This is a genomic window from Kitasatospora sp. NPDC059747 (assembly GCF_042732955.1).
GTDB lineage: Bacteria > Actinomycetota > Actinomycetes > Streptomycetales > Streptomycetaceae > Kitasatospora.
Genome location: NZ_JBHWGV010000064.1, coordinates 46,607 through 52,658 on the forward strand (window position 1 = coordinate 46,607; position 6,052 = coordinate 52,658).

Annotated in this window: 5 protein-coding genes and 1 pseudogene; all 6 read right to left on the reverse strand. The window is 71.3% G+C overall.

The features are described from left to right. Positions 1 to 36: 36 nt before the first annotated feature. Entirely contained in the window at positions 37 to 1,020 is a 984-nt protein-coding gene (locus ACFV4G_RS26070) for a helix-turn-helix transcriptional regulator (protein ID WP_380444391.1), read from the reverse strand. A 164-nt stretch (positions 1,021 to 1,184) separates the two neighbouring features. Then, positions 1,185 to 1,595, reverse strand: coding sequence for an FKBP-type peptidyl-prolyl cis-trans isomerase (locus ACFV4G_RS26075; RefSeq protein ID WP_380444392.1), 411 nt, complete (start codon positions 1,593 to 1,595; stop codon positions 1,185 to 1,187). A gap of 126 nt (positions 1,596 to 1,721) precedes the next feature. Continuing rightward, complete coding sequence (locus ACFV4G_RS26080) at positions 1,722 to 3,026, reverse strand: FKBP-type peptidyl-prolyl cis-trans isomerase (RefSeq protein ID WP_380444394.1); 1,305 nt, start codon at positions 3,024 to 3,026, stop codon at positions 1,722 to 1,724. Positions 3,027 to 3,229: 203 nt separating this feature from the next. After that, positions 3,230 to 4,219 carry an FKBP-type peptidyl-prolyl cis-trans isomerase gene (locus tag ACFV4G_RS26085; protein WP_380444396.1) on the reverse strand — a complete coding sequence of 330 codons (990 nt, stop codon included), beginning with the start codon at positions 4,217 to 4,219 and terminating at the stop codon, positions 3,230 to 3,232. A gap of 138 nt (positions 4,220 to 4,357) precedes the next feature. Beyond that, positions 4,358 to 5,719 carry a Pup--protein ligase gene (gene pafA / locus ACFV4G_RS26090; RefSeq protein ID WP_359972401.1) on the reverse strand — a complete coding sequence of 454 codons (1,362 nt, stop codon included), beginning with the start codon at positions 5,717 to 5,719 and terminating at the stop codon, positions 4,358 to 4,360. A gap of 134 nt (positions 5,720 to 5,853) precedes the next feature. After that, positions 5,854 to 6,052: pseudogene (locus tag ACFV4G_RS26095) on the reverse strand (peptide ABC transporter ATP-binding protein); the annotation flags it as partial.

Sequence of the window (6,052 nt, forward strand, 5' to 3'; positions counted from 1 at the left end):
ATACGCACCTGCTCATCGTTCGCTCGCTTCGCTCGTTCACGCCCGCACACCCTCCACCACGTCCGGCCCGGCGACCGCCCGCAGCCGCTCGATCACGTCGGCCCGCAGCTCCTCCGGCCCGAGCACCACGACGTCCGGCCCGAACTCGGCCAGGTCGGCGCCCAGCCCGTTGCCGTACGGGATCTCCAGTTCGTCCCAGGCCTCGTCGACCCGGCCGGTGCTCAGCGCCTTGGTGCGCAGCGGGAAGCCCGCGCCCCGCCGGACCCGCACGGTCGCGGTGGCCGTGGCGCCCTCGCCGGCGAACTTGGCGACGGTCGCCCGCACGTCCACGTGCTCCGGCACGGTGCCGAGGAAGGCGCCGGTCTTCGCCCGCACCTTGCCGGTGATCCGGCTGAGCCGGAACACCCGGGCGTCGCCCCGATCGCGGTCCCATCCGGCCAGGTACCAGTGCCCGCGCCAGCACTCCAGCGCCCACGGCTCGACGCTGCGCTGCTCGACGGCGGCGGCACCGGCCTTGCGGTACTCGAAGGTGACCGGACGGCGGTCCCGGGCGGCGGTGAGCAGCGGCTCGAACGCGGCCTCCCGGGCGGGGATGCGCGGTTCCAGGGCGGAGCGCGCCTCGGCCTCGGCGAACGGCACCCCGGCGGCCCGCAGCTTCTGCAGCGCGCCGCTGGCGGCGCCGGACATCTTGGCCTGCTGCCAGACCCGCGCGGCCAGCGTGAGGGCGGCCGCCTCCTCGGCGTCCAGCGCGATCTCGGGCAGCCGGTTGCGGTCGGCGCGGGCGAGGTAGCCGAGCTCGCCGTCCAGGGCGTTCTCGTCGACGTCGATCACCAGGCCGAGCTCGCGCAGGTCGTCCTTGTCCCGCTCGAACATCCGGTTGAAGGCGTCCTCGCTGCTGTTCTGCCAGGCCTCGCGGTACGCCTCGATGGATTCCCGCAGCTCCTTCTTGGAGAGCGGACGTCTGGTGTTCATCAGGCACAGGGCGAGATTCATCAGCCGCTCTGCCTTGGCGATCGCCATCGCTGACCCTTCCGGTGTGCCGCGCCGTGCGCGGGGTGCGCCGCCGGACGATCGTCACCCGGCGGGACCGACCGTACCGGTAGCGGTACGCACCGCAAAAGCCGCATCCGCAAACGCCCGTGGGCCGGGCCCCCGGAGGGGTCCGGCCCACGGCCGCGACGGGCTCAGACGCCCAGCAGGTCGACCACGAAGATCAGGGTCGAGTGCGCCGGGATGAGCGGCGACGGCGACTGCGCGCCGTAGGCCAGGTGCGACGGGATGACCAGCTCGCGGCGGCCGCCGACCTTCATGCCCTCGACACCCTGGTCCCAGCCCTTGATGACGCGGCCGGCGCCCAGCGGGAAACGGAACTCGTTGGGGCTCCGGTTCCAGCTCGCGTCGAACTCCTCGCCGGTCTCGAAGGTCACGCCGACGTAGCGGACGCTGACGACCTGGCCCTTCTTGGCCTCCGCGCCGTCACCGACGACGATGTCGCGGATCTGCAGCTCGGTCGGAGCGTCGCCGCCGGGGAAATCGATCTCAGGCTTCTCGTTGAGGCTCACAGTCCCTCTTCTCACGGTTTTCTCTGCTTCCATGACCAAGCGGCGGGCGCCCGCACCCGGTCCGTCCGGACCACGGTACGGGCGCCCGCCGCCCGTACGGGACCGGCCACGCGGCCGGTCCCGAAGGTCACACGCACACCATTGTCACCCGAAAGTGGATCAGCCCTGACCCGCGTCCAGGATGTCGACCACGAACACCAGCGGCGCGTTGGCCGGGATCTCGCCCTGGCCCTTGTCGCCGTAGGCCAGCGCCGCCGGGATCACCAGCTCGACCCGGCTGCCGACGGTCTGGCCCGCCAGGCCCTGGTCCCAGCCCTGGATGACCTGGCCGCCGCCGACGGCGAAGCTGAACGCCTGGCCCTTGCCGAGCGAGGAGTCGAAGACCTTGCCGTCCTTGAACAGCGCGCCGGTGTACTGGACGACGACCTTCTCGCCCTTCTCCACCACCGGGCCGGTGCCCTTGATCAGGACGTGCGTCTTCAGCTCGGTCGGGTCGGCCGCGCCGGCCACCGGGGTGATCTCGGCCGGCTTCTTGCCGTTGTCCTTGACCTGCGGGAAGCCCGCCGGCGGCGGGGTGACCGTGCCGCTGACCGTCGCGTCGGGCGCGGTGCTGTTGCGGATGTCGATCACGAAGATCAGGTTGTCCTTGGCCCCGATCGACATGTCCGGCTTGCCCTGCGCGCCGAAGGCCGCGGCCGGCGGCGCCACCACGAGGACCCGGCTGCCGGCCTTCTTGCCGAGCACCGCCTGGTCCAGCGCCGGGATCAGCGCGTCCGTGCCGGCCTGGAAGATCTGCTGCTTCTGGCCCTGGTCGAAGGAGCTCGGGATGTCCTTGCCGGTGTTCCAGTTCTTCGCCGTGTAGTCGACGGTGGTCCAGGAGTTCTTGTCCACCTTCGCGCCGGTGCCCTCGGACAGCACCTTCACCACGAACGAGCCGTCGGGCTGGTCGGACGGCACCTGGATGTCGGCCTTCTTGCCGAAGTCTCCGGTGATCGTCGGCAGGACCTTGGCGTCGTCCTTGACCGGCGGCACCGGGTCGGCGGTCGGCGTGGCGGGCGCGCTCTTGGCGGCGTCCGGCTTGGCCTCCGACGAGCCGTTGTCCTTGTTGACCATGTAGAGCGTCACGCCGCTGCCGACCAGCAGCACCGCGAGCACCGTGCCCAGGATCACGCCGAGGCGGCCCACCGACGGCGGGTTCTCGTCGTACCCGGCCTCGGAGCTGTCGACCTTGCGCACGTTGGAGGCGAAGATCTGCGGTTCCTCGGTCTTCGTCCCGCCGGCCGGCCGCGGCCGGTCCTCCGGGCTCGCCCAGCCGGCCTGCTGCTTCAGGATCGACGGCGGCACGACGATCGACTCACCGTCGCCCGGCATCGGCCCGCCGGGACGCGACGCCGCCGGGTCACCCGAGGATCCGTCGTTCGCCGCGGTACCCGACCCGCCGGGGTTCGGCGCTTTCTCAGTCATGACTCCCCATCCATCTCGCCACCGGTCATTCGAGCTCTGCCACCGGCACGCTCAGTGCCGGTTTGCCGTCGCACCGTCCGCCCGGGCCCCGGGCGCCGGAGGCGCCTGCCACAGTGCGAGGGCAGTATGACAGTTCAGGATGAGGGCGGGCGCTTCCGTGTGCGAGCGCCCGCCCAAGCGTACGGAATCCTGCGGGAGTCTTCCTAGACCGCTTCCAGAATGTCGATCACGAACACCAGCGTGGAGTTCGCCGGCACCGAACCCTGCGCCTGGTCCTTGTACCCGAGCGCGGGCGGCACCACCAGCAGCACCCGGCTGCCGACGTTCTGGCCCACCAGGCCCTTGTCCCAGCCCTCGATCACGCTCCCGGTGCCGATCTGCACCGCCTGCGCGCCGCCGTGCGTCCAGGACGCGTCGAACTGCTGGCCGTTGCTCCAGAGCACCCCGGTGTACTGCACCACCAGCGTCTGCCCGCTCTTGACCTGCTTGCCCTCACCCTTGACCAGCACCGCCTGCTGGAGGTCGGCGGGCGCGGCCTGCCCGGCCGGGACGGTGATCGTCGCCGCGGCCTTGCCGTTGTCCTTGACCTGCGGCAGGTTCGCCGCCGCCTGGGTCATCGCGCCGGTCAGGGTCGAGTCCTGCGGCAGGCTCTCCATGACGTCGAACACGAACACCACCGTGTCGCCCTTGGCCACGCCCAGCTGGCTGCTGCCCTGGTCGCCGAAGGCCGCCGCCGGCGGGGCCACCACGAGCAGCCGACTGCCGACCTTCTTGCCGATCACGCTCTGGTCGAAGGCCGGCACCAGCTGGCCGCTGCCCGCCTGGTACAGCTGCGGCTTGCCACCCGCGTCGTACGAACTCGGCAGGTCCTTGCCGGTGGTCCAGTCCTTCGCCGTGTAGTTGACCGTGACCCAGTCGCCCTTGTTCACCGCGGGCCGGTCGCCCTCGCTGACGGTGTTCACCACGAACTGGCCGCTGGGCTGCTGCCCCTCGGGCAGGGTGATCGTCGCCTTGCTGCCGAAGCCGCCGCCCGAAAGGGTGGGCATCGGCGAAGCCTCGCCGACCGGAGTGGGCACGGTCGGGGCCGCGCTGGCCGTGGTCGGCGTCGCCGGGCCGGCCGCCTTGGTCGAACTGCTGCAGGCGACCGCCAGCAGCAGCGGAAGGGTGATCAGCAACCCGGCGGTGCGGCGCACGGTGGTCCTAACTGTCGTTCGAAGTCGGCTCTCCGGACTCGACGAACAGCGTATGCCCCGCACGGGTCCGGCCCCGGTAGACACCACCGGGGCCGGCTCCACGGACTCGATCATGGCGCGTGGGCCACGACCGCTCGGTCACATCCCCGCGATCAGCTTCTCCACCCGCTCGTCCACCGAACGGAACGGGTCCTTGCACAGCACCGTGCGCTGCGCCTGGTCGTTCAGCTTCAGGTGCACCCAGTCCACCGTGAAGTCCCGGCGCTGCTCCTGCGCCCGGCGGATGAAGTCCCCGCGCAGCCGCGCCCGGGTGGTCTGCGGCGGGATCGACTTGGCCTCGAAGGTCTTGAGGTCCGTCGTCACCCGCTTCGCCTGTCCCTTGCCCTGGAGCAGGTAGAACAGGCCCCGGCGGCGGTGGATGTCGTGGTACGCGAGGTCGATCTGCGCCACCCGCGGGTTGGACATGCTCATCTGGTGCTTCTCGCGGTAGCGCTCGATGAGCTTGTACTTCATGATCCAGTCGATCTCGGTGGCCACCCCGTCCAGCCGCTCGGAGCGGACGGCCTCCAGGGTGCGGCCCCACAGGTCGAGGACCTGCGCGATGGTGCCGGTGTTGATGCCCTTGCGGTCGGCGAACTCCAGCGCCTTGGTGTAGTACTCCTCCTGGATGTCCAGCGCGCTGGCCTCCCGCCCGTTGGCGAGCCGCACCTGGTGGGTGCCGGTGAGGTCGTGGCTGACCTCGCGGATCGCCCGGATCGGGTTCTCCAGGGTGAGGTCGCGCATCACCACGCCAGCCTCGATCAGCCGCAGCACCAGGTCGGTGGCGCCGACCTTGAGCAGCGTCGTGGTCTCCGACATGTTGGAGTCGCCGACGATCACGTGCAGCCGGCGGTAGCGCTCGGCGTCCGCGTGCGGTTCGTCGCGGGTGTTGATGATCGGGCGGGAGCGGGTGGTGGCGGAGCTGACGCCCTCCCAGATGTGCTCGGCCCGCTGGCTCACGCAGTACACCGCGCCGCGCGGCGTCTGCAGTACCTTGCCCGCGCCGCAGATCAGTTGGCGGGTGACGAGGAACGGGATGAGCACGTCGGCCAGCCGGGAGAACTCGCCGTGCCGGGCCACCAGGTAGTTCTCGTGGCAGCCGTAGGAGTTGCCGGCCGAGTCGGTGTTGTTCTTGAAGAGGTAGACGTCCCCCGCGATGCCCTCCTCGTGCAGCCGCCGTTCGGCGTCCACCAGGAGCCCTTCGAGGATGCGCTCGCCCGCCTTGTCGTGCGTCACCAGCTCGACCACGTCGTCGCATTCGGGGGTGGCGTACTCGGGGTGGGAGCCGACGTCGAGGTACAGCCGGGCGCCGTTGCGCAGGAACACGTTGCTGCTGCGGCCCCAGGAGACGACGCGGCGGAACAGGTACCGCGCCACCTCGTCCGGCGACAGCCGCCGCTGCCCGCGGAACGTGCAGGTGACCCCGTACTCGTTCTCCAGCCCGAAGATCCGGCGGTCCATGAGCACTCCTTCTTCTTGTCGGAGCTGTCCGAAACCGCCTCCACGACGGGCGAACCGCCGCAGGGGCACCGGAGTGGGCGGGGGGCGGGGCGGGGCGCCGCCGCGCGCCCCCCCGCCGCCCCACCCCACCCGCCCGGGGGGGCGCCCGCCCGCCCTTCCCGCCGGCCCCCCCGCACCGCGGCCGGATCGGGCAGCGGCACGGCCGACAGCAGCGCCTTCGTGTACGGGTGCGCCGGGTTGCCGTACACCTCGGCATTGTCGCCGATCTCGACGATCCGGCCCAGGTACATCACCGCGACGCGGTCGCAGACCCGCTTGACCACCGAGAGGTCG